Genomic DNA, 22,573 nt, shown 5'->3' with positions numbered 1-22,573 from the left:
CCTGTTCGCGGTATCAGGCAGCACAAGTGGCGCGCCCCAAAATGAGTGGGTCGAGCGGGAACGATTAGTCTTATGCAATCCTATGATGTCGTGATCATCGGCGCCGGCGCCGCCGGAATGATGTGCGCCGCGGAGGCGGCCAAGCGCGGCCGTTCGGTGCTGATCCTCGATCACGCCGCGATGCCTGGCGAAAAGATCCGGATCTCCGGCGGTGGGCGGTGCAACTTCACCAACATCCACGCCAGCCCCAGGAATTTTCTGTCGGCGAATCCGCATTTCTGCATTTCGGCGCTCAGCCGCTATACGCAGCGCGACTTCATCGCGCTCGTCGACCGCCACCGCATTGCCTATCACGAGAAGACGCTGGGGCAACTGTTCTGTGACGGCTCCGCGCGCCAGATCATCGACATGCTGGTCTCGGAAATGCAGGGCAGGGGCGTGGAGCTGGTACTGTCAACCGCGGTGAAGGATGTCCGCAAAACCCCGGAAGGGTTCGTGCTCACTCTCTCCACCGGCACGATCGCTTGTCAGTCCCTGGTCGTGGCGTGCGGCGGCAAGTCGATCCCCAAGATGGGGGCGACGGGCTTTGGCTATGAGCTCGCCGAACGGTTTGGCCTTGCCGTTGTCGAAACGCGGCCGGCGCTGGTACCGCTGACCTTCGACGCAAAAACGCTCGAACGGCTGGCGCCATTGGCCGGCAATGCTGTCGACGCGGAAGTCGCTTGCGGCAAGGCGCGGTTTTCAGAAGCGATGCTGTTCACGCATCGCGGCGTCAGCGGACCATCCATCCTGCAAATCTCGTCTTACTGGCGGGAGGGCGACGAAATCCGTATCGCCATGCTGCCGGGGGTCGATGTGGCTGACCTCATTCGCACCGCCAAGCACGGCAATGGGCGGCAAGCGGTGCAGACGGTGCTGGCAAATCATCTGCCGAAACGGCTTGCACAATCAATCGCCGAGCGCACCGGAATCGACGGCAACCTCGCCGATCTTTCGGACGCCCAGATCAGAACCGTCGCAGTAGCAGTCAACGACTGGCGCATCAAGCCGGCCGGTTCGGAGGGCTACCGCACCGCCGAAGTGACGCTTGGCGGGGTGGACACCAACGGGCTTGACCAGAAGACAATGCAGGCGAAATCCGTGCCGGGCCTGTTCTTCATCGGTGAAGCCGTCGATGTCACGGGTTGGCTGGGTGGCTATAATTTCCAGTGGGCGTGGTCGTCGGGCTGGGTGGCGGGGCAGGCGGCGTAAGGTCAAAGCACCCACCTGGGTTGGCCGTCGCCTTGGCTCCGTCGTCGCGCGCTTGATCTCGTTACTTCTGTACGTTCGCCCGAGCAGACGCTGGCGCTTTCTTCTTCGTTTTGGCCTTGTTGTAATCGATGGCGGCACGGACGAGCTCTTTCAGAGCACCCTCATCGAGCTTGTCACCCTCGAAAAGATCGATCGCTCGCCACACCTTGCCGCCAAAGCCGTTGTTGAACAGCTTGTCGGGATCGGGCAAGCTGGCGCCATGGGAAAAGGTGAGCTTCACCTTGTCTTTGTGGGCGTTGCCGATCGCGACGATCCCGTCGCGGGACCATACCGGGCTGCCCATCCACTTCCACTCCTCGATGATCTCCGGGTCGGCTTCAAGGAAGATCTTGCGGACGCTGGCGAGCGTCTTGCCGCGCCAATCCGTCAGTCCTGCAATCAACTGGTCGATCTGTTCCGATGGAGTCATTGGGCACCTCGAATTCCTGTGTCTCGCCGCGTTTCGATTGCCGCCCGTCACCAGCGCGCCAACTGGGTGATTTGGACAAGGTTGCCGCAGGTGTCGTTCAACTGGGCGATGGTCGAGCCGGTCACCTCGGTCGGCGGCATGGTGAAGGCGGCGCCGCTCGCCTTGGTGCGCTCATAGTCGCCTTTGATGTCGTCGGTGAAGAACATGACCGCCGGCTGGTCCTGCTTGAAGATGGCTTCCTGATAGGCCTTGGCGGCCGGGTTGTCATTGAGCGCGAGCTGCAGCTCTGTTCCATCGGGATCATCGGGGGAGGTCACGGTCAGCCAGCGATAGGGCCCGTTGCTGAAATCAGCCTTTTTGGTGAAGCCCAGCACGTCGGTGTAGAAGCGCAGTGCGTTTTCCTGGTTGTCCACATGGATAGTGGTCAGCTTGATCTTCATCGATATTTCTCCTTTGTCGCGTTCGGTGCCGCCCTGTCTGGAGGGGCGGGATTTGAACTGTGTCGTCAGGCTTTCAACCGGTCCGCGCCAACATCCGCACCAGGCCGCGATGCGCTTGGCGCCCGATAGGCCTGTTCCTGCCGTCGCTATGGAATCCAGCCGGGCAGCGCGACCGCCTGCTTGACCCAGACCGCCATTTGCGCCTCGTCGAGCTCGCCTTCGTGGATGTCGATCCAGCGCGCGTCCTTGCTTTTCACCGTGCCGCCTGGCGGTATCGGCCGCAGCGACATGCCGCTGAAGAAGGTCACCTTCACGTAGCGGGTAAAGACATGAAACGTCACGAACCAGCCCTGGCCCTCGATGCCGTAGAACGGCGAGTTCCATCTTACCGCCTTGCGTAGGGCAGGCACGTTCCGCTCGATGAGCGCGTCGAGGCGCTCGCCCAGGCCGCGCTTCCAGCCCGGCATTGCGGCGATATACGCCTGCACCGGGGCGTCGCCGTCCCCCTTGGCGATTTGCGGGTTGCCGCCCGAGAGCAGGACCGGTGCGGCCTTGGCCGCGACCTTGGTCGATTGCCCTTGCGTCCTGACCATTCCGCCCATTCCTATCCGCTTGCACGCTGCGCGCCGCGTCCCTTGGCGACATACGGCAGCACGAACATGTACAGGCCGCTGAACAGCAGCAAGAACAGCGGCAAGAGCGGCGAGTAGACCACCCAGGCGGGAGGCTGCCCCAATGCCATGGCGACGAAGTTGGTAATGACGGTCAGCGTAAAGATGATCGACAGCCAGCGATGAATTTGCCGAACCCAATAGTTCCAGTCCAATGAGACCTCCCGTCAAAACGAGCCGAAGCGGACCAGCGATCCGCTTGCCGGCGGGTTTCAATCTATCCGCGCCAGGGCCTCTTCCAGGGCTGCGAGGAACCTCGGCCATCCGACAGTGGCGCCGCGGTAGTATGGCTGCTGATCCGACCGGAAGCCGGTCTGTTCCATGCGCAGGTGGGTTCCCGTGCTCGTAGCCGTGAGCGTCCAGGTGACCACGCTCTCGAGATCCTTGGTGTCCCAGGTGTAGGACAGCGTCTTGTTGGGCTCGACCGTCTGGACCTGACAGTCGACGCCGCCCCAGTCCGCGCTAAGATTGAAACGGTGGTCCACGACTGGCTTGAAGTTGTTCTTCATGAGCCACTCCTCGATCAGGTGCGGTTGGGTGAGCGCGCGCCAGATCTTTTCCGGCGGATAGGGTATCTCACGTTCGACAATGACGGAGCGCGTTTCGGTCGCAGTGTTGGTCATTGGTCCATTCTTTTGAGCAAATTTTCGAGGTCGTCGAACCGGCTCTGCCAGAACGCGTTCATCTGGTTCGTCCAGTCGGTCAGCGGTGCCAGCGCGGCGAGCTGGGCGCTGTAATGGGTCTGTCGTCCCTCATGGCGGTCGCGCACGAGGCCGGCTTGCCTGAGAAGGCCGAGATGCTTTGACACCGCCGGCTGCGAGACCCCGGACTGCGCTGTCAGGGCTCCGACAGTCTGCTCGCCCTCCCGGCACAGGCGCTCGAAGATCGCCCGGCGCGTGGGATCGGCGAGCGTTCTGAAGAGCATATCGTGCGCGTTCGTCATTTGGGATCGATAACTCTCTGGCTATTGATTGACGTATAACCATCGAGATATGTTTAAGTCAAGCAGGAACGTCGCTGGGCGTCGATGGTCAGGATCCCGGCTGTTTCTAAAAAAATCTTTCCAACGCCCCAAGGAATCACCATTAGCCTTCGTCCAACAGGCAAATGATGGCGATGATGCTGGATGAGAGCGAAGCCTCCGACGCCGAACTGATCGGGCGGGCGAAGGGCGGAGACAGGGGGGCCTTCGGCAAATTGCTGGAGCGTCACTACGACTTCGTCTATCGCGCCGCCTATCGCTGGTGCGGCAAGAAGGCCGATGCCGAGGACATCGCCCAGGAAGTCTGCGTCCGGCTCGGCCGGGCGATCCGCGACTATCGTGGCGGCGGCGCTTTCACGACATGGCTCTACTCCGTGACCTTGAACGCCGCGCGCGACATGATGCGCAAATCCGCCCGCGACATGGCCAAGACCGAGGCCTACGGCGTTCACGCGCTGATCTCGGGCGAGACTTCGGCCGAACCGGAAGATCCGGTTGAGGCGCTGTGGGCGGCGGTGCGGCAATTGCCGGACAAGCAGCGCGATGCCGTGCTTTTGGTCTATGGGGAGGGCTTGAGCCATGCGGCCGCCGCCGAGGCGATGGCGATCTCGGAGACGACGGTTTCCTGGCACATCCATGAAGCGAAGAAACGGCTGAAGGCGCTGATGCGCTCGGCCGGGGAAGTGTGACCATGGTCGACGACAACGAACTCAGCAAGCTGCGCAATATCTCGGCACCGGCGCCGGGCGAAAGCGCGAAGGCACGTGCCTTCGACGCCGCGCTGCGCGCTTTCGACCAGGAAAATATTTCGACAGTTACCCAAGGATCGGTTGGCGGTCTTCGTCTCACAGAGCGAGCACAAAAGCTCTGGAGCGAGATCATGCAAAAGAAACTTTTCGCCACGCGGGCCATTGCCGGGCTCGTCGCCCTGCCGATCGCCGGATACGCCACCTTCCATCTGCTGAGGGAACAGCCGCTCAAATTCGACGGCGACGAGAAGATCACCGAGACGCTGGCCGACAAGCCCGCGACCATCAAGCCGACAACCGCCGAACCGAAGACGGCTCCCACCGAACTGGCGAAGGACAAGAAGGCCGAAACGGACGCGGAAAGCCGCGACGCTGCTGACGCGCTGCTCGCGCCAGCTTCGCCGCCGAAAGCCGATGCTCCGGCGAAAATCAACGAAACAGAATACGGCACTTTGCAGACCAATAAGCAGGCGCCCACGCCTGCCCCGACTGGTGGGTTTGCGCTCGATGGCACGACGAGTGCGCCCAGCACGTCGCGGGTCGCCCGCATGCCGGCTGCCGAGTCCAAGCTGATGGCGCCGCAGCAGCCGGCCATGGCGCCGGCCGATCAGGTTGTCCGCCAAGAGGAAAACCGCGACCGCGTCCAGGATTTCAAGACCAATCCGGTGCATGCCGCGCTCGAGGATCCGGTCTCGACCTTCTCGATCGATGTCGACACTGCCTCCTATTCCTTCGTGCGCCGTTCGCTGAAGGAGGGGTTCGTGCCGCAGGCCGACACCGTCCGCGTCGAGGAGATGATCAACTACTTCCCCTATGACTGGAAGGGGCCGGATTCCGCTTCGACGCCGTTCAACTCGACAGTCAGCGTCATGCCGACGCCGTGGAACACGCACACCAGGCTGATGCACGTCGCCATCAAGGGGTTCGATATCAAGCCGGCCGAGCAGCCCAAGGCCAACCTGGTCTTCCTGATCGACGTCTCGGGCTCCATGGATGAGCCCGACAAGCTGCCGCTGCTCAAATCGGCGTTCCGGCTGCTGGTGAGCAAGCTGAAGGCCGACGACACGATCTCGATCGTCACCTATGCCGGTGACGCCGGCACCGTGCTGATGCCGACCAAGGTTGCCGAGAAGGACAAGATCCTCAACGCCATCGACAATTTGCAGCCTGGCGGCTCGACCGCCGGCGAGGCCGGCATCAAGGAGGCCTACAGGCTTGCCCAGCAGTCCTTCGTCAAGGACGGCGTCAACCGGGTGATGCTGGCCACCGATGGCGACTTCAATGTCGGACAGACCGATGATGACGACCTGAAGCGGCTGATCGACAGCGAGCGCAAGACCGGCGTCTTCCTGTCGGTGTTCGGCTTCGGCCGCGGCAATCTGAACGACCAGATGATGCAAACAATCGCCCAGAACGGCAATGGCACCGCAGCCTATATCGACACGCTGGCCGAGGCGGAAAAGGTGCTGGTCGAGGATGCCTCCTCGACGCTGTTCACCATCGCCAAGGACGTGAAGATCCAGGTCGAGTTCAATCCGAACAAGGTCTCGGAATATCGCCTGATCGGCTACGAGACGCGGGCGTTGAACCGCGAGGATTTCAACAATGACCGCGTGGATGCCGGCGAGATCGGTTCCGGCCACTCGGTCACCGCGATCTACGAAATCACGCCCAAGGGCAGCGGCGGCGAGCAGATCGATCCGCTGCGCTATGGCCAGGCGGCGGTGAACAATGGCGGCGTCGCCAATGCGGACGAATATGCCTTCGTCAAGATCCGCTACAAGCTGCCGAACGAGGACGTCTCGAAGCTGATCACCACGCCGGTGACGTCGGCCAACGAGGTGGCGTCCTTCGATCAAGCCAGCACCGACCAGCGGTTCTCGGTTGCTGTCGCGGCCTTCGGCCAGAAGCTGCGCGACGAGGATGCGACCGCGAAGTTCGGTTACGACAAGATCATGGAGATCGCCACTGCCGCTCGAGGAGCCGACCCGTTTGGGTACAGGTCCGAGTTCCTCTCGCTTGTGCGCCTTGCCTCGGCGCTGGGCGGTAATCGGTAGTGGTGATGACGGCCGGTTTCTTTCAGATGGGATCGTTCTGATAGGGGAAACCGACCCACGGGCGGGTGAGGCAGGCCGGCGAGGGATTCATTCCCTTGCCGGCCTTTTTTCGTTGCAACGCGGCCTGCCGTCACTCATTCATCGGCAAGATGAAAGGGAGAGCCATGACGAGACGTGTTATTCTGGTGCGGCACAGCGACGAGCCGGCGGACGACCGTGTTTTCGCCTATCTCCGACAAAACGGCTACGAGCCGGTGTTGCGTCGGGCCTATGCCGGAGAGGCGCTGGATGCGGACGACGCGGTCGCGGGCGGCGTGGTCTATGGCGGCATGTACAACGTCTACGATACAGCGCTGCATCCATTCTTGCTGGACGAGTACCGGTTTATCGACTTCTGCATGAATTCCGACATTCCGTTGCTCGGTATCTGCCAGGGTGCGCAGCAGATTGCGTGGCATCGCGGCGCGCATGTTGGCCCGCCAGCGACCGGCATGCATGAATTCGGCTATTATCCACTCTATCCGGCCGCGGGCGCCGAAGATTTCCTGCCTGCGCCGATCCATGTGACACAATCCCATTGGCATGGCTTTGAACTGCCGGACGGCGCCGAGCATCTCGCCTCGAGCGCCCTGTTCCCCAATCAGGCTTTCCGCATCGGCGACAAGATCTACGGACTGCAATTCCATGCGGAGGTCACGCCGACCGGTTTTGGGCGCGTGCAAAATCGCCCGGGCGCGAACTATGGCAAGCCGGGTGCACAGACGCGCGAGGAACAGGATCGGCTCATGAGCCTGCACGACGCCGCGCAAGCTGCCTGGTTCCACGGGTTCTTGCGGAAGCTTTTTCCTCCGTTGATTTAGCCGCATCCACGCCGGTGCTCGCGGCGGGATTGGCTGGTTTCGTTCGACGATCGCAGCCAAGGGTGGTCCATACGCCGAATGTGTGCATCGAGCGCTTTGCGCGCCCGTTTTCCGAATCGAGGTCAGAAAAAATCGTTGCCGACGTTCGCTGACGCGGCCCCGTAGTTTCGGGGCTATGGGCAGGATCGTTAAATTGCACGGTTTTTCCGGAACTGGATCGCAATTCCTGCTTGCTATGCAATAGCTCATGGTTTGGGCTTGAGGGGGCCGGAATTGCTGATCAGGAATGTTGCGAGCCCGACGCCGACTGCAAGGGGCATATCGGCTGCCTCGTCCGCGCCGTCCGAGGAAACCAGGCGTATCAGCGACGATGTTGCCGCTGCCCGCAACACCGCCATGTCGGCGCTGAACAACGACCGCTTTCGCGTCATGCTGGAGCAGATCACCGACCCGAGCGCTTCCGGCACGCTGATGACGATGCGCAGCGATGCGGTCGGTGCGGGTACCGACTTCAAGTCGGCGCAGTCGAGCTACGCCGACAACAGCGAATAATCGAAAGGACGAATCGCGTCAGGCCCGGCCGCGGCGACGCTCGCGACGGGCTTCGCTGGTCTCGGCGGTGTTTTCCGTCGCCACCTTGTTGCGCATCGGACCGATGCGCTCGACAATCGCGGCAACAGTCGGGCGATCCGCCTTGGTGTGCGTGTCGAGCGCCTTGCGCATGGCGGCAAGGTGCTGGAACGTGGTGCCGCAGCAGCCGCCGACGATTTTCGCGCCGGCATCGACGGCAAGGCGCACATAGTCGGCCATCAGTTCCGGCGTGCCGGAATAGTGGATTTCGGTGCCGCGGAATTCGGGGATGCCGCAATTGCCCTTGACGATCACGGTAGCCGCCGGCTTCGCCTCGGTCATGTCGAGTAGCGAAGCGAGGATGTCGGACGCACCGACACCGCAATTGGCGCCGACGCCAAGCGGCGCTTCGGAAAGGCCATCAACGACTCCGTGGATATCCTTCGGCAGCAGCCCCATCATGGTGCGGCCGGCGGTGTCGAAGGACCCGGTGTAGGTGTAGGGCAGGCCGACGCGTATGGCGGCTTCGGCGGCGGCGCGAATCTCGTCGGGAGCCGACATGGTCTCGATCCAGGCGACTTCGGCGCCGCCGGCCTTGAGACCCTCGATCTGCTCGGCGAAGGCGTCGACCGCCTCGTCATAGGTCAGGGCACCAAGCGGCACCAGCAATTCGCCGGTCGGGCCGACCGAGCCGGCGACGATCACCTTGCGGCCGGCCTTGTCGGCAACGGCGCGGGCGATTTCGGCAGCTCGCTTGTTGAGCGCGTGCACGCGATCCTGCGCATGATGCAGCTTCAGCCGGTGACGGGTGCCGCCGAAGGAATTGGTGAGGATGATGTCGGCACCGGCATCGACGAAATTCTGATGCAGGCTGGTGATGGTGTCGGGCGCCGTCTCGTTCAGCAGCTCGGGCGCCTCGCCGGCCTCCAGCCCCATGGCGAACAGGTTGGTGCCGGTGGCGCCATCGGCCAGCAGCACGCCCTTTTCAGCCAGCAGCGCATCGATCGGGTTGGTCGTCGTCATCGGATTGGCTTTCATGTTTCAAAGTCGGATAAGGATATAAAGAAGTCTTTATGTGTAGTCAATGAAATAGCGGCGGCGGCATTGCCGATGCTGACGCCCTCGTACAGAGCTCAGACGGTGCCTGAAGGGAACGACATGCCGGCCAGCCTCTGCGCGAAGCCGGCCGCTTCATGCGCGTTGATGTCGGCGGCGCGGATCAGATTGTCGAAGTGGCGGATCAGCGTCTGGATCGGTTGGGTGGCGTTGAGCACCAGATACATGTCGCCGACGTAGATGGCCGCGCGATAGGGCCCGAAGATGGTATAGGGGATCGAATAGCGCATGCGTCCGTCATAGAGGAACAGGCGGAAGGTCGGGTAGAGGTCGTCGAGCAGCGTGGCCATGTGCAGAAGCTGGGCGCGGCGATCAGCTTCCGGAAAACGGTCCCACACACCCAGCCCGCGCGCGAAGATCTCCAGCGTGTGGCGCGGCATGCAGACTTCCATGTCGGTTTCCGGCCGCCGGTTGTAGTCGATGCGGTATTGCGTTTCGCCGGCCTGCGCCAGGCGGCTCTTGTTGGTGATGCCCGCCTCGTAGTCGACCAGTGCCTCGGTGCGCAGAAGATCCGGAATGCCGGCCGGCACGTAACGGATCTTGGTGCCGGCCGCCTCGGCGTGCCATTTCGCTAGCAGCGTGCGGTCGAAGCCGTCGGGCGCCTCCTCGATCTCCAGGCTTTCGCGGATTTCGCCGGTCAGGCCCTCGTCCTGGCTGAGGCCGAGAAGCCAGTCGAGCGACACCTTGAACTCGGCGGCGATGTTGAGCAGCGTCTCGGCGCGGGGCAGGCGGGTCGAGGCGCCCGACAGCAGCTGCGAGAGCGCCGAGCGGTCGATGCCGACCGCGGTTGCGAAGGCCGACTGGTTGAGGTCGGACCGTGTCAAGAGCATTTTCAGGCGTTCGCGGAAGATGGTCGACAGGTCGCGCTTGTCCATCTCGATGCTCCAGTCTGATTGAGGAAAAATTTGCGCCGAAGCCTCTCCGGAGCTGCCTCAGGCGTAAATGAATCCCTAAGTATGTTTACAATGTGTAACATGTGCGGCTGAAAATGCGCAATCGCAACAGTTTGTGCGCGTTGTCGCGTTGCTGCAACCCAACACTCCTGACACAATGCTGTCAGGAATCAACAGGGATTCCGGCGACTGAGGGGCAGTGGTCGATAGGATGACAAGCAAGAGCATCAGGCAACGCAGCGTACCGGCCATCGAATGGCCGACCGTGGTTCTCGCTTTCTTCTGTTACGGAACATGGCTTGCCACCGGCTTCCTGCTTTGGCCTTCGTATCCGATCCTGGCGCTCGCCATCCTGGCCTTTACCGCCGCGCTGCAATCCTCGCTCATGCACGAAGTGCTGCATGGCCATCCGACGCGCAACGCGCTGGCCAACGAAGCCTTTGTCTTCCTGCCGATTGGCCTGGTCTGGCCGTTCCGCCGCTTCAAGACCATTCATCTGCGCCACCACGCCGACGAGCGGCTGACCGATCCTCTGGACGATCCCGAAAGCTATTACCAGGCGCTCTGGCTGCATGAGGAACTGCCGCCGCTGATGAAATTCCTGCTCAAGATCAACAACACCATGGCTGGCCGTCTGGTGCTCGGCCCCTGGCTTTCCTGCATCGGCTTCTTCATCGACGACGCCAGGCAGGTGATGGCCGGGGACAAGGCGATCCGCAAGGCGTGGCTGCTGCACGCGATCGGCCTCGCCATCGTGGTACCGATCGTCCAGTTCGGCTTCGGCATCCCGCTGTGGCTCTATATCCTGGTCCCGGTTTGGCTCGGCCAGTCGCTGATTTCGATCCGCACCTTCGCCGAGCATCAATGGTCCGAGTATCCGGAGGGCCGCACGGTGATCGTCGAGCGCTCGCCGCTGTCGTTCCTGTTCCTCAACAACAATCTGCACCTCGTCCACCACAAGAGCCCGACAGTGGCCTGGTACCGGCTGCCAAAACTATTTCGCGACCGCCGTGACGAATGGCTGCGACTGAACAATGGCTATGCCTATCCGAACTATTTCGCGCTGATCAAAGCCTATGCCTTCAAGGCGAAGGAGCCGGTCGTGCATCCGGTCCTGCGGCGCGCGCCGGAGCCGGGCAGGGCCTTCAAGCCGCGCGTCAGGGCCCGCAGCATCAACGGGCTTGGCAGCGCGCCGGTTCCGGCGGAGCCGCCGAAGGAATGAGTTTTGGCGGCAAGCGGCTGTCGCCTGCTAGACTGGCTTTGGTCGGTTCCCTTCAATCCGAGGCATAAATGGTCTGATTCCGGCATGAGCGAAATGGTTGCGGCGTTGCCGATGTATGATTGGTCTGAAGTGCGCGACGAGGTCGACGCCCAATGGGCGCTGCTGCGCGATGCCTTCCGGCAGAAGGGTATCGACGCGCCGCAAACCATCGCACGCCGCAATGGCGACTTGCCGCCGATACCGGGCGGCATTCGTGATGCCCAGGGAGCATTGATCGCGCCCGATCCGGCGACATTGCCGCCGGACGAACTCGATTTCCACAAATTGTGGCTGCACCCGGCGTTGCTCTTCGCGCAGACCTGCTGGGGACCGATGGAGCTAGGCCTGTCCAGCTATGTGCAGGTGGTTGCCCAGCCAAGTTACGACGCCTACGAAGGCGGGCAGGGCGAGCTTTATTCGAGTGCGGTGGTTATGCGGACAGGCGAGGGGCCGGAGGCTCGATCGCCTGCGGACGGCAGCGCTTTCATCCCGCTCGATCTGATCCGTGGCAAGCGCTTCACCTTCAACAACCTCGATTCCATGTCGGGCCTCATCGGGCTGACGCGCGACCTGGAAGCGATGGGCGAAAGTCTTGATATTTTTTCGTCGCGCAGCGAAAGCGGCGGTCACCGAAGCTCGATTGTCGCCGTGGCCGAAGGCAAGGCGGATGTCGCGGCGATCGATTGCGAAAGCTGGGCGCTGGCGCTGCGTTTCGAGCCAGCGGCACAGAAGGTATCAGTGGTCGGCTGGACCGGACGGCGCAAAGGCCTGCCGTTCATCACCGCGAGGACAACGCCGGAAAAGACAGTCACGGCGCTCCGTGAGGCCATTGCCGGACTAGCCGAGCAGCCTCGCGTCCATCGGGTAGGTTGAAAGCTTCTCGTTGCCGCTCTCGGTGATCAGGATCTGCTCTTCGATCTTGACGCCCTCGCGGCCGCCAAGCCGGCCGATATAGCTTTCCACGCACAGCACCATGCCAGGTTCGAGCACGCCATCGGGCGTGTCGGCGGTCCAGTCGCTGGCATGCGGAAGGGTCGGGTATTCGTCGGCCAGACCGACGCCGTGATAGAGGACGCCGTAGCGGGTCGGGAAGCAATCGCCGGGCGGTACCACCGAGCGCTCGACCAGATCGCGGAACGAAATGCCGGGCCGCATCAATTGCGTGTTGTGTTCGATCTGGTCGGCGGCGATGCGGAACAGGTCACGTTGTGCATTGGTCGGTTTTACCTCGCCACAAAGCCAAGTGCGCGACAGGTCGGCACAGAAGCCGTAGGGGCCGATCAGGTCGGTGTCGAAGGCGACGGGGTCGCCAGCCTCGATGATGCGCGACGAGCATTCCTGGAACCATGGATTGGTGCGCGGACCTGACGCCAGCAGCCGCGTTTCGATCCATTCGCCGCCACGCGCGATGTTGCCGCGATGGAGTTCGGCCCACAATTCGTTCTCGGAAATCCCCGGCTTCAGCGCCTGCTCCATTTCGCCCATCGCCGCCTCGCAGGCGACGATGGCGCGGCGCATGGCGAGGACTTCGTCCGGCGATTTGATCAGCCGCGCGTTTTCCATCACCGCCTCGCCGTTGCCGATCGAAATACCGAGGCGAGCCAGTTCCTCGACGCCTTCCGGGTTGATGTGGTCAACCGCAATGCGGCCGTTGCCGGCGCCATGTTCTTTCACCAGGTCGGCGATGCCGGCCGCCCAGCGGCGGACTTTCTGCTCCGTCAGCTCGCCGCCATAGAGATACATCCACGAGACGGCCGGCCGCACCTCGTCGACGACCCCGGAATGGTCGGACAGGTGCTCGCAGGAAAAATAGTCGAACAGCACGACCGGCCCGTCGGTGGCAACGAAACAATGCCGCGTCGGATTGTGCGCCACCCACAGCTGCATGTTGGTGGAATCGGTCGCATAGCGGATGTTGACGGGGTCGTAGAGCAGGGCGCCGGCATAGCCGCGACGTTTCAGCTCGGCGCGGATGCGCTCCAGCCGGTATTTGCGCATCGCCGGAAGATCGGGGGCGGCAATGCCTGCCGCCACCCATTCTGCCTCCGCCTGTGCGCCATAGCCCAGAACATGCTGGTTGAGCGAAGCCGCCTTCTGGCGGGAGGCGTCACGCAGAGCCTCGATCGAGCCCGGCTCGAACGGCATGATCTTGCGATGGCGGCCAAAGCTGCCCTTTGGCACCGCGCTGTCCATGGTCGTGCCTCAGGTCCGCATTTTCTCACCGCTCGGGTCAAAGGGCGCTTCGACGTTGATGCGGGCCGGCCGGCGGTGTCCAAGAATCTCGATCTCGAACAGCCCCGCACTTTCGTCCTCGGCAAGGGCCGCTGGTACATAGCCCTGCGCCATCGACTTCCGCACATAGTGGGCATAGCCGCCCGACGTGACCCAGCCGACCACACGCCATTCGCCGTCGACGATGCCGCGCACGGCGGAAGCGCCTTCGGCGGCTTTGGAGCCACGCACTTCCTTGCCCTTGTCGTCGAAGCGTGGTGCGCCGTAGCCATGCGGCTTTTCCACCGTGCCATAGTCCTTGCTGACCTTGGCCCAAATCGGCTCGTCGCCCATCACGTCGGCGTCGGCAGCGTCGACGATGAAGGAGACGCGGCGCAGTTTCGGCCCTTCGGCGTGTTCCCTGGCCGCGGCCTCGCGGCCGATGAAGTCGTTCTTCTCGAGCTTGATGAAGCGGTCCATCGAGCCTTCGAACGGCCCGTAGATCGGACGCAATTCGCGGAACCAGGTCGGGAAGTTCTTTTCGAGGCGCATGGAGAGCAGAGCGCGCATGCCGAAATCGACGAGGCCGAACTCCTCGCCGGCATCCTTGATCGCCTTGTACACCAGTCGCTGGTAGGCCGGCGCCATCCAGATCTCGTAGCCGAGGTCGCCGGTGTAGGTGATGCGGTTGACCATGCAGGGCGCGCCGCCGACCGCCATCTCGCGGAAATCCATGAAGCGGAAAGCCTTGGTCGAGATGTCGACGTCGACCAGCTTCTGAAGCAAGTCGCGGGATTTCGGCCCGGCGATCGACAGGCCTACGAGCGTCTGGTCGAAGCGGTGGATGCGCACCGAACCGTCCTTCGGCAAATGCTTCTCGAACCAGCGCATGTGGTATTTCTGCGCGGCCGACGAGCCCCAGATCATGAAGCGGTCTTCACCGGCCTTGGCGATGGTGAAGTCGCCGATCAGCTTGCCGAATTCGTTGATCATCGGCGTCAGCACGATACGGCCGGTCTTCGGCATGCGGTTGGTCATCAGCCGGTTGAGGAACTCTTCCGCCCCCGGTCCCGACACTTCGTATTTGGCGAAGTTGGCGATCTCGGTGACGCCGACGCGCTCGCGCGTGGCGCGCACTTCCTCTCCAATCGGACCAAAGTCGCTGGAGCGATGGAAGGAGACGATGTCCTTCGGCTCCTTGCCTTTCGGTGCGAACCAGAGCGGCGTCTCAAGTCCCCAGCTGTCGCCCATGACGGCATTGTTCGCCAGCATCGTGTCGTAGAGCGGCGTCGTCTGCGCCGGGCGTGCCGCCGGCAGTTCCTCGTTGGGGAAGCGGATGGAGAAGCGGCGCGAATAATTTTCGCGCACCTTGGCGTTGGTGTAGCGCAAGCCGGCCCATTCGCCGAAACGGGCGACATCCATGCCCCAGACGTCGAAGCCGGGATCGCCATGGACCATCCAGTTCGACAGTGCCAGGCCGACGCCGCCGCCCTGGCTGAAGCCTGCCATGACAGCGCAGGCGCACCAGAAATTGGTCAGGCCCTGCACCGGGCCGACCAGCGGGTTGCCGTCGAGCGCGAAGGTGAAGGGGCCGTTGATGATCTGCTTGATGCCGGCCTTCTCGATACCGGGGAAATGCTTGAAGCCGATCTCCAGCGATGGCGCGATGCGATCGAGGTCGGGCGGCAGCAATTCGTGGCCGAAATCCCACGGCGTGTTGACCGGCGACCACGGCTTGCAGGCTTTTTCATAGGTGCCGAGCAGGATACCGTTGCGCTCCTGGCGGGTGTAGATTTCGCCCTTGAAATCGAGCACGCCGATCATCTCGCGGCCGGTCGACTTGTTGAATTCCTCGACCTCTGGCATCGGTTCGGTCAGCAGATACATGTGCTCCATTGCCAGCACCGGCAGTTCGACACCGACCATGCGGCCGATCTCGCGCGCCCAAAGGCCGCCGCAGTTGACGACATGCTCGGCCTTCACCGTGCCCTGTTCGGTGACGACGTTCCAAGTGCCGTCGACCTCTTGCGTCAGTTCGACGACACGGTTGCGCAGCACGATCTCGGCGCCCAGCTTCTTCGCCGCCTTGGAATAGGCGATCGTCGTGCCGGATGGATCGAGATGGCCTTCGACCGGGTCCCACATGGCGCCGACGAAATTGGTCTCGTCCATCAGCGGGAACATCGCCTTGGCTTCGGACGGCGTGATCAGTTCGGTGTCCATGCCGAGATAGCGGCCCTTGGCGTGGGCGAGACGCAGGAAGTCCATGCGCTCGGGCGTATCGGCCATCATCACGCCGCCGGTCAGGTGCAGCGAGCAGGACTGGCCGGAAGTCTCCTCGATCTCCTTGTAGAGCTGCACCGTATAGGCCTGCAGCTTGGCGACGTTGGGGTCGCCATTCAGCGTGTGGAAGCCGCCGGCCGCATGCCAGGACGAGCCGGAGGTAAGCTCCGAGCGCTCGATCAGCATGATGTCGGTCCAGCCAGCCTTGGCCAGATGGTAGAGAACCGAGCAGCCGACGACGCCGCCGCCGATGACAACCGCTTTTACGTGAGATTTCATCAAGATAGGTCCGTTTTTGCGTAAACTGAATCAGGTTTTTTGATCGGCGGCGAGCGGCGCCTCGACGCCGAAATTGAGCTCGTCGCCGCGTGATGATCAAAAATCGGTTGGCGCGCCGCCTTCGGACCGCCGCTTGGCGACGAAGGCGTTGAGTTCCTCGCGGATGGCCGGGTCCATGTAAGGTTCGTCATAGGAGGCCAGCCGCTCCTTCCACACCTTGTTGGCCTTTTCGAGCGCCGTCGGCGAACCGGCTTCCGCCCAGGTCTCGAAATTGCGCCAGTCGGAAAGGATCGGCGAATAGAAGGCCGTCTTGTAGCGGTCCTGGGTGTGCTGGGTGCCGAAGAAATGACCGCCTGGACCGACGGACTGGATGGCGTCGAAACCGAGCGCCTCTTCAGAGAGGTCGAGCGGGGTCAGGAATTCCGCCACCATTTGCAACAGGTCAATGTCGAGGATGGTCTTCTCGTAGGAGCAGCGCAGGCCGCCCTCGAGCCAGCCGGCCGCATGCATCATCAAATTGCCGCCGCCCTGGATCGCGCCCCACAGCGAGAACACGCTCTCGTAGGCCGCCTGCGCGTCGACCGTGTTGGCGGCGCAGGTGTTGGAGGTGCGGTAGGGGATGTTGTAGCGGCGGGCAAGCTGGCCGCCGACCAGTTGCGCCTTCATGTATTCAGGCGTGCCGAAGGCCGGTGAACCGGACTTCATGTCGACATTGGAGGTGAAGCCGCCATAACCGACCGGCGCGCCCTTGCGCACCATCTGGGCAAAGGCAATGCCGGACAGCGCCTCGGCATTCTGCTGCACCAGCGCGCCGGCAATCGTCACCGGCGCCATCGCGCCTGACAGGGTGAAGGGCGTGACAATGACGACCTGGCCCTTGCTCGACATCTGGATGATGCCTTCCATCATCGGCACGTCGAGCTTCAGCGGCGAATTGGTGTTGATGATGGTGAAGACGGACGGTTCTTCGAGCAACTGCTCGTGGCTGATGCCGCGCGCGATGCGGGTGATCTCGATGCCGTCGACGTTGCGCTCCTTGCCGAGCGAATAGATGTGGAACACCTTGTCGGTCAGCGTGGCGAGGTCGCGGATGCACTCCAGATGCCGGACGGACGGATGGATGTCGGTCGGCTCGACCGGATAGCCGCCGGTGCAGTTCAGGATGTTGTGCATCTGCGCGAGCTTGAGGAAGTTGCGGTAGTCCTGCTGGTTGCCGGGCCGGCGGCCGCGATCGAGGTCGGAACAGTTGGGTGCCGACGCCATCATCGAAAGGATCAGGTTGTTACCGCCAAACTGCACGTTGTGCGCGGGGTTGCGGGCATGGATGGTGAATTCCGAAGGGCAGTGCGAGACCAGTTCGAGAATCATGTCGCTGTCGAAGCGCACCCGCTCGCTGCCATCGCGCACGTCGGCGCCATGCGCCTTCATGATGCGGCGGGCTTCATCGTGCAGAACGTCGACACCGATTTCCCTGAGCACGCGCAGGGAGGCGAGGTGGATCGATTCCAGCTCGTCGTCCGAGACCAGCTTGGTCGGCGTCAGCGGGATTTTCAGCTGACGGAAAGGCGGCTGCTCGAACGCAGCCGAGCCGCCGGCGCGCTTTCCGGCGCGGCCGCCGCGACGGGCACGGTCGTTGGCCAATGCCGGTTCCAAGGGTTGTAGGGCGGCGGTCATGATGGTCCTCGTACGATGCGATAGCGGGCGGCATAATGGACCGGCGGCTCTCCAGGCATTGCGGAGGCGGCGACCACTAGGGCGAGGGAAGCGACATGCCGGAACGGCAGGCGCGCGGCCGCGACATCACCCTGGCCAAATCGGCCCGGCGGCGGGCGCCTGAGCGCGGCCGATCGGATGGATGCCAATGTAAAGCGCGTTACGGTACTGTCTTTTACTTCTGACATATTTGCGCATTGAACTCTCTTGGAGGGACAGCCATGCCTGACGTCATCAAGGTGCGTGCCGCGACCAACAACGAAGTCGCGTTCCTTTCCTGGGATCTTGACGGGATGATCCCCGGTTGCCTCGGTTTCGAGATCGTGCGCCTCTACCCCGACAGTGGCGAGGAACGTTGCCTGGCGTCCTGGGTGCCGTTCAAGGGGCAGCGCAATCCGAGATGGATTCCGCAGGACACCGGCGTCTGGCCGGTGCAGAAGACATTCTGGCGCGATCTGACCGTACGGCGCCGGCGCGACAGCCTCGATGTCAGGCCGGAGGGCGAGATGATTGCCTATCGCGTGCGTCCGGTCGGCGACATGAAGCCCGGCCTCGATCCGGTGCCGGTGCGCCCCGACCAGGTCGTTGACGGCAAACCCGCCTATACCGGGCCGGCGCGCCCGCTCGGCTATCTTGGCCAGGGTGCCGTCAGCCCACCGATTTTCCTGGGGCAGATGTTCGGCAAGGCGCGCGTTGCGTTCACCAATGGCGTGCTGTCGACGCAATGGATGTCGCACGCGCTTCAGGAGGCCGGCATCAAGGTCGGCCAACGCGACAAGATCAGGGCGGTGCTGCAGGATCCGGCCAGCAAGATACGCGCCTACCTGCATGGCGATGTGCCTGATGTGCTGACCAGCCTCCTGAAGCGCGCCAAGACCGAAGGCGGCAGCGTCAGGCTTGCCCTCTATGAGCTTGGCGACGACGAATTGTGCGACGCCATCATCGCCGCCAAGGATGTCGTCGAGGTCATCCTTTCCAATTCGGGCAGGGACGACCAGACCAAGGCCTGGGACGCCGGCAATGCACCATACCGGAAGCGCCTGCACGATGCGGGCGTGGTGGTGACGGACCGCCTGTTCAACAACAACCATATCGGCCACAACAAGTTTGCCGTCTACCGCGATGCGCAGGGCAAACCGCAAGCGGTGATGACCGGCAGCACCAATTGGACGTCGACAGGCATTTGCGGTCAGTCCAACAACGCCTTCATCCGCGACGACCCCGATATGGCAGAGGTGTTCGACGCCTATTGGCAGCGCATGAAGGCCGATGTGTTCCCACCGCCGGCTTCGGAGAGCGCTGCCGGTCACGTCGTGCAGACGCAGGGCGTGCCGTTCCGCAAGGAAAACCACCTGCCAAACCCGGTCAACGGCGCCTCGGTGGCGTTGGACGGCATGACGGTGTGGTTTTCGCCGAACGACCCGAACCGCAACAAGAAGGACATCTCGGTGCGTCCGGTCGACCTCGAGGATGTCTTCGCCCGCATCAGGGCGGCGAAGCGGGCGGTGCTGTTCCTGGTGTTCAACCCTTCGCTGCTCGGCGAAAACTCGATCGTCGACCATGCCGTCGCGGCAGCGAAGGCCGATCCGAAGCTGATCGTGCAAGGCGCGATCAGCGACGAAACCGCGATGCCCAACTATGTCGCGCCGACCAAGGATCCGGTCACCCACAAGTCGAACAAGGACGGCAAGTCGCCCTTTGTCTATCCGGAGAAGGTCTGGGAGGCGCCCAATGTCTCGATCGTGCGGGCGGCAAACCTGACCGGCGCCACGATCGCCCGCGACTTCCAGGCGGAGGTGCTGACGGTCGGCCATGCGATCGTGCACGACAAGATCGTCATCATCGATCCGATGGAGGACAACGCCACCGTCATCACCGGCAGCCATAACCTCGGCTACAAGGCTTCCTACGAAAACGACGAGAATTTGGTCATCGTGGAAGGCGACAAGACGTTTGCCGCGGCCTATGCCGTGCACATGCTCGACGTCTTCGACCACTACAAGTTCCGCGCCTGGCGCAGGACGATTGGCAAGGGGCCTTCCGACGATGACGGGATTTCCATCGACGACAAGTGGCTGAAGCCCTATGCCGACGGCAAGAAAGGCGCGATCGCCCGCTATTTTCCATAGCGCCGCCGCGTTTTGCATCTGAGGTTCGTTCCATCCGGACCGATCGGCTTCGGCCGGCCGGTCGATCTGGTTGGTGCAAACGGATCTCCGATCCGGGCCTTCCTTTCCTCTGGTCGAACCAGTAGCTAGTGAGGCTTGCTGGCCGGATGGCCGGCCCTCACATGGACGACAGCATGGTCGCGACCGGCTCGAGCGAAGGCGAAGCGGGGACGCAGTGGGCAGCGCTCGCCGGCGTTACCGCCGCACTTGCCATGTTCGGCGCGGCGCAAGGTTTGAGCTCTCCGCTATTTACGCTTCTGATGCAGAAGCAAGGCATGTCACCCGGGTTGATCGGCCTGTCGGCGGCGATGATGCCGCTCGGGCTGATCCTGTCGGCCTCATCCGTGCCGGCGGCGGTGCGGCTGGTGGGTGCGCGAAATCTGGCGGTCGGCTGCTCGCTGATCGGTGCGCTTTGCTTTCTGGGGATCGGCTATCTGCAGAACTGGGTGGCCTGGTACATCATCCGCTTCATCATCGGCGTGGTCATCAACCCGCTGTATATCCTTGGCGAGGTCTGGGCGTTGTCGCTGGCGCCGCCTTCGCGGCGCGGCCGGGTGATGGGCGTGTTCAACACGCTGATGGGTGCCGGCTATGCGGCGGGGCCCTTCACCCTGACCCTGGTCGGCACATCGGGCTGGGCGCCCTTCAGCGTCGGTGTCGGTGGCTTCATGCTCTGCGCCGTCATTCTGCGCCTTGTCTCCTCAAAGCTCACCGGCTTCGAGGATGACGGCCAGCCTTCCGGCAGCTTTGTCGGTTTCGCCCGGTTGGCGCCGGCGCTGCTGCTGGCCGTGCTGGTCTCGGCCGCGGTCCAGCAAAGCACCTATGCGCTGGTCCCGGTCTTCGGTGCCGGTTATGGCCTGCCGGAAGCCGTGCTCGCCGCGCTGGTGATGGCGCTGTCCCTGGGCAACATCTTGTTGCAGATCCCGCTCGGGCTGCTCGCCGAGCGCTTCGGCGGCCGCCCGATGATCCTGGCCTGCGCGATGGCGACGACCGCCTGCGCGCTTCTGCTGCCGCTGCTGATCTTGACACCACTGATCTGGGGCGTGTTGCTGGTGATGGGCGCTGTCGGCTACGGCGTCTATACGATGGCGCTGGTCGAACTCGGCAGCCGGTTCAAGGGCACGCTGCTCGTCACCGGCAACGCAGCCTTTGCCTTGTTGTGGGGCGTTGGTGGTATCGTCGGCCCGCCGGGCGCCGGCCTGCTCATGCAGGGCATCGGTCCGCTGGGGCTGCCCGTGGTGATCGCCGGTCTCGACGCGGTTCTGATCGCCTTCGCTTTGTATCGCTCCGCGCAACGTCGAGCCTCCTGACATGGATCTGGCTGGAGCAAGCGCTTTCCTCCGGCGGGGCTTACCGCTGTTTGATCAAACAGCTAATCCTGCCGCGCAGCACCGATAGGACCATGGCCGCGGCGGATTCGGAAACTGACGAAGGAATACAGTGGGCAGCGATCACCGGCGTGATCGCGACCGTGTCGGTGTTCGCCATCGCGCAGGGGCTGTCCTATCCGTTGTTGAGCTTCATCCTGCAGCGTCAGGGCGTCTCGCCGGCGATGATCGGCCTGTCGGCGGCGATGACGCCAGTCGGGTTCATCCTGTCGTCGCCGCTGATCCCGGCGCTGGCGCGGCGGTTCGGGGCAGGGCGCACGGCGCTCACCTGTGCGGCTCTTTCGGCTGTTGTGCTGGCGCTGATCGGCTGGACGCAGAATGTCTATCTGTGGTTTCCGCTGCGCTTCCTGATCGGCGTCGTGACCAATCCGCTCTACGTGCTGAGCGAAATCTGGGTGATCGCGCTGGCGCCGCCTTCCCGGCGCGGCCGCGTTATGGGCGTCTATTCGACGATCATCTCGGCCGGGTTCGCGGCCGGGCCGCTCTGCCTGCTTGCCGTCGGCACGGAAGGCTGGCCGCCATTCCTCGCCGGCATTTCCGCCTTCGTGCTGTGCGGCGTCTGCCTGGCTTCCGTGCTGCCGCGCCTGCCGAAGGTGGACGAAGCCGGCCATCGGGTTTCCGTCCTGGGCTTTGTGCCGCTGGCCTGGCTGCTCTTGTTCGCCGTCGTGGTGGCTGCCGGCTTCGAACAAGCAGCACTGGCGCTGCTGCCGGTCTACGGGACCTACCACGGCATCGCTGAAGCCCGCATGTCGGCGCTGCTGTCGGTGATGATCGCCGGCAACATCGCCATGCAAGTGCCGCTCGGCCTGTTGGCGGAAAGGCTGACGGCGCGGTCTGTGCGGCTCGTCTGCATAGCCACCACGATATTTGGATGCATATTGTTGCCGCTTCTCATCGAAACGCCTCTGATCTGGCCGATGATCTTCGTCTGGGGTGCCGTCTCCTACGGCATCTACACGATGTCGATCATCGAGCTCGGCGAGCGATTCACCGGATCGACCTTGATCGCCGGCAACGCCGCCTTCTCCATGATGTGGGGCGTCGGCGGTATCTCCATGCCGCCGCTGGCCGGAAGCGCCATGGATGTCCTGGGCGCAGGCGGCCTGCCGATCACGCTCGGTCTGCTGTGCCTGGCGCTGGCGGTCGCCAGTGTCGTTGGTCGCGGGAAAGGCTGAATCCTTGGCCAAGGCGTCGCGGCTATTGAATATCGGA

Annotated in this window: 21 protein-coding genes; 10 read left to right on the top strand and 11 right to left on the bottom strand. The window is 63.1% G+C overall.

Annotated elements, in window-relative coordinates; translation table 11 throughout:
• Positions 1 to 72: 72 nt before the first annotated feature.
• Positions 73 to 1,251 carry a BaiN/RdsA family NAD(P)/FAD-dependent oxidoreductase gene (locus BLS48_RS03030; protein WP_091575468.1) on the top strand — a complete coding sequence of 393 codons (1,179 nt, stop codon included), beginning with the start codon at positions 73 to 75 and terminating at the stop codon, positions 1,249 to 1,251.
• Positions 1,252 to 1,312: 61 nt separating this feature from the next.
• Here the strand turns inward: BLS48_RS03030 and BLS48_RS03025 are convergent, their stop codons facing one another.
• From BLS48_RS03025 to BLS48_RS03000, 6 genes are all read right to left on the bottom strand, one after another.
• The gene (locus BLS48_RS03025) at positions 1,313 to 1,720 is read right to left on the bottom strand and encodes a DUF1801 domain-containing protein (RefSeq protein WP_091575466.1); all 408 of its coding nucleotides are present in this window, start codon (positions 1,718 to 1,720) and stop codon (positions 1,313 to 1,315) included.
• A 47-nt stretch (positions 1,721 to 1,767) separates the two neighbouring features.
• Positions 1,768 to 2,160: a VOC family protein gene (locus BLS48_RS03020; RefSeq protein WP_091575464.1), complete on the bottom strand. Its 393-nt coding sequence runs from the start codon at positions 2,158 to 2,160 to the stop codon at positions 1,768 to 1,770.
• A 146-nt stretch (positions 2,161 to 2,306) separates the two neighbouring features.
• Positions 2,307 to 2,753, bottom strand: a complete 447-nt coding sequence (locus BLS48_RS03015) for a DUF1801 domain-containing protein (RefSeq protein WP_091575462.1) — start codon at positions 2,751 to 2,753, stop codon at positions 2,307 to 2,309.
• 11 nt (positions 2,754 to 2,764) lie between these two features.
• On the bottom strand, positions 2,765 to 2,986 hold the full coding sequence (locus BLS48_RS03010; protein ID WP_091575460.1) for a hypothetical protein: 222 nt from the start codon (positions 2,984 to 2,986) through the stop codon (positions 2,765 to 2,767).
• A 57-nt stretch (positions 2,987 to 3,043) separates the two neighbouring features.
• Positions 3,044 to 3,454 (bottom strand): SRPBCC family protein, encoded by a 411-nt coding sequence (locus BLS48_RS03005; RefSeq protein WP_091575458.1) that lies wholly within the window; start codon positions 3,452 to 3,454, stop codon positions 3,044 to 3,046.
• Entirely contained in the window at positions 3,451 to 3,774 is a 324-nt protein-coding gene (locus tag BLS48_RS03000; RefSeq protein WP_091575456.1) for an ArsR/SmtB family transcription factor, read from the bottom strand. The genes BLS48_RS03005 and BLS48_RS03000 overlap by 4 nt, the downstream gene beginning before the upstream one ends.
• Before the next feature lie 167 nt (positions 3,775 to 3,941).
• Here BLS48_RS03000 and BLS48_RS02995 point away from each other — a divergent pair, with 167 nt between their 5' ends.
• The 4 genes from BLS48_RS02995 (at position 3,942) to BLS48_RS35545 (ending at position 8,031) form a co-directional block, all read left to right on the top strand.
• Positions 3,942 to 4,502: an RNA polymerase sigma factor gene (locus tag BLS48_RS02995; protein WP_091575658.1), complete on the top strand. Its 561-nt coding sequence runs from the start codon at positions 3,942 to 3,944 to the stop codon at positions 4,500 to 4,502.
• Between the two features lie 2 nt (positions 4,503 to 4,504).
• On the top strand, positions 4,505 to 6,619 hold the full coding sequence (locus BLS48_RS02990) for a vWA domain-containing protein (protein WP_091575455.1): 2,115 nt from the start codon (positions 4,505 to 4,507) through the stop codon (positions 6,617 to 6,619).
• 95 nt (positions 6,620 to 6,714) lie between these two features.
• Entirely contained in the window at positions 6,715 to 7,479 is a 765-nt protein-coding gene (locus BLS48_RS02985) for a glutamine amidotransferase-related protein (RefSeq protein ID WP_244529495.1), read from the top strand.
• Between the two features lie 273 nt (positions 7,480 to 7,752).
• Positions 7,753 to 8,031 (top strand): hypothetical protein, encoded by a 279-nt coding sequence (locus BLS48_RS35545; protein ID WP_167364917.1) that lies wholly within the window; start codon positions 7,753 to 7,755, stop codon positions 8,029 to 8,031.
• Between the two features lie 18 nt (positions 8,032 to 8,049).
• Here BLS48_RS35545 and bmt read toward each other — a convergent pair whose 3' ends face one another.
• The gene (gene bmt / locus BLS48_RS02975; protein WP_167364932.1) at positions 8,050 to 9,072 is read right to left on the bottom strand and encodes a betaine--homocysteine S-methyltransferase; all 1,023 of its coding nucleotides are present in this window, start codon (positions 9,070 to 9,072) and stop codon (positions 8,050 to 8,052) included.
• Positions 9,073 to 9,182: 110 nt separating this feature from the next.
• The gene (locus BLS48_RS02970) at positions 9,183 to 10,040 is read right to left on the bottom strand and encodes a helix-turn-helix domain-containing protein (protein WP_091575450.1); all 858 of its coding nucleotides are present in this window, start codon (positions 10,038 to 10,040) and stop codon (positions 9,183 to 9,185) included.
• Between the two features lie 229 nt (positions 10,041 to 10,269).
• Here BLS48_RS02970 and BLS48_RS02965 point away from each other — a divergent pair, with 229 nt between their 5' ends.
• Together BLS48_RS02965 and BLS48_RS02960 are read left to right on the top strand one after the other, a co-directional pair.
• The gene (locus BLS48_RS02965; RefSeq protein ID WP_167364916.1) at positions 10,270 to 11,280 is read left to right on the top strand and encodes a fatty acid desaturase; all 1,011 of its coding nucleotides are present in this window, start codon (positions 10,270 to 10,272) and stop codon (positions 11,278 to 11,280) included.
• Between the two features lie 84 nt (positions 11,281 to 11,364).
• Positions 11,365 to 12,192, top strand: coding sequence for a phosphate/phosphite/phosphonate ABC transporter substrate-binding protein (locus tag BLS48_RS02960; RefSeq protein WP_091575448.1), 828 nt, complete (start codon positions 11,365 to 11,367; stop codon positions 12,190 to 12,192).
• On the opposite strand, the gene BLS48_RS02955 is transcribed toward BLS48_RS02960, so the two are convergent.
• The 3 genes from BLS48_RS02955 to BLS48_RS02945 all read right to left on the bottom strand — a co-directional run bounded on the left by BLS48_RS02955 (position 12,157) and on the right by BLS48_RS02945 (position 17,766).
• Positions 12,157 to 13,512 (bottom strand): M24 family metallopeptidase, encoded by a 1,356-nt coding sequence (locus tag BLS48_RS02955; RefSeq protein ID WP_091575447.1) that lies wholly within the window; start codon positions 13,510 to 13,512, stop codon positions 12,157 to 12,159. The two genes, BLS48_RS02960 and BLS48_RS02955, sit on opposite strands and share 36 nt — an antisense overlap.
• Positions 13,513 to 13,521: 9 nt before the next feature.
• Positions 13,522 to 16,092, bottom strand: coding sequence for a GcvT family protein (locus tag BLS48_RS02950; protein ID WP_091575445.1), 2,571 nt, complete (start codon positions 16,090 to 16,092; stop codon positions 13,522 to 13,524).
• 96 nt (positions 16,093 to 16,188) lie between these two features.
• The gene (locus BLS48_RS02945) at positions 16,189 to 17,766 is read right to left on the bottom strand and encodes a trimethylamine methyltransferase family protein (RefSeq protein WP_091575443.1); all 1,578 of its coding nucleotides are present in this window, start codon (positions 17,764 to 17,766) and stop codon (positions 16,189 to 16,191) included.
• A 260-nt stretch (positions 17,767 to 18,026) separates the two neighbouring features.
• On the opposite strand from BLS48_RS02945, the gene BLS48_RS02940 reads away from it, so the two are divergent.
• From BLS48_RS02940 to BLS48_RS02930, 3 genes are all read left to right on the top strand, one after another.
• A complete protein-coding gene (locus BLS48_RS02940; protein WP_091575442.1) occupies positions 18,027 to 19,934 on the top strand; it encodes a phospholipase D-like domain-containing protein in 1,908 nt (635 codons plus the stop codon).
• A 173-nt stretch (positions 19,935 to 20,107) separates the two neighbouring features.
• Complete coding sequence (locus BLS48_RS02935) at positions 20,108 to 21,283, top strand: MFS transporter (RefSeq protein WP_091575655.1); 1,176 nt, start codon at positions 20,108 to 20,110, stop codon at positions 21,281 to 21,283.
• Between the two features lie 92 nt (positions 21,284 to 21,375).
• The gene (locus BLS48_RS02930; protein WP_091575654.1) at positions 21,376 to 22,536 is read left to right on the top strand and encodes an MFS transporter; all 1,161 of its coding nucleotides are present in this window, start codon (positions 21,376 to 21,378) and stop codon (positions 22,534 to 22,536) included.
• The last annotated feature ends 37 nt before the right edge of the window (positions 22,537 to 22,573 follow it).

It is taken from the genome of Mesorhizobium qingshengii (assembly GCF_900103325.1).
Classification (GTDB): domain Bacteria; phylum Pseudomonadota; class Alphaproteobacteria; order Rhizobiales; family Rhizobiaceae; genus Mesorhizobium; species Mesorhizobium qingshengii.
Note: the sequence above shows the minus strand (reverse complement) of the source record. Positions and strands in the feature narration are given on the sequence as shown.